This window comes from Burkholderia sp. SIMBA_051, from assembly GCF_046534915.1.
Lineage (GTDB): Bacteria > Pseudomonadota > Gammaproteobacteria > Burkholderiales > Burkholderiaceae > Burkholderia > Burkholderia ambifaria.
In genome coordinates this window covers 1-270 of record NZ_JAWRXS010000311.1, presented here as the reverse complement: position 1 = coordinate 270, position 270 = coordinate 1, and the positions used below count along the sequence as shown (strand labels likewise).

The 270-nt window shown below is 61.5% G+C and carries 1 protein-coding gene; it reads left to right on the top strand.

The annotated features are described in order from the left end of the window. Positions 1-50: 50 nt before the first annotated feature. A partial coding sequence (locus SB771_RS34665; protein ID WP_410721996.1) for a glycosyltransferase family 2 protein occupies positions 51-270 on the top strand: 220 nt, incomplete at its 3' end.

Genomic DNA, 270 nt, shown 5'->3' with positions numbered 1-270 from the left:
GCACCGATCCACCCGCGCCTGTTGGACGATGGATCGAATATCGAAGACCAATGGCAAGACCCGGTTCAGGGCGCGAGGATTCACGCGCCTACGCATCACCGGATATGAACCACGTCGACCCCATTGCGCCACAGATCAGCCTGATCGTCCCCGTCTACAACTGCGAGCGGTATCTTGCCCACCAACTGGATGCGCTGTTGGGCGATGCCGCGATGGACGTGGAGGTGATCGCGGTCGATGATGGTTCCGCCGATGGCGGCATGGCGATCC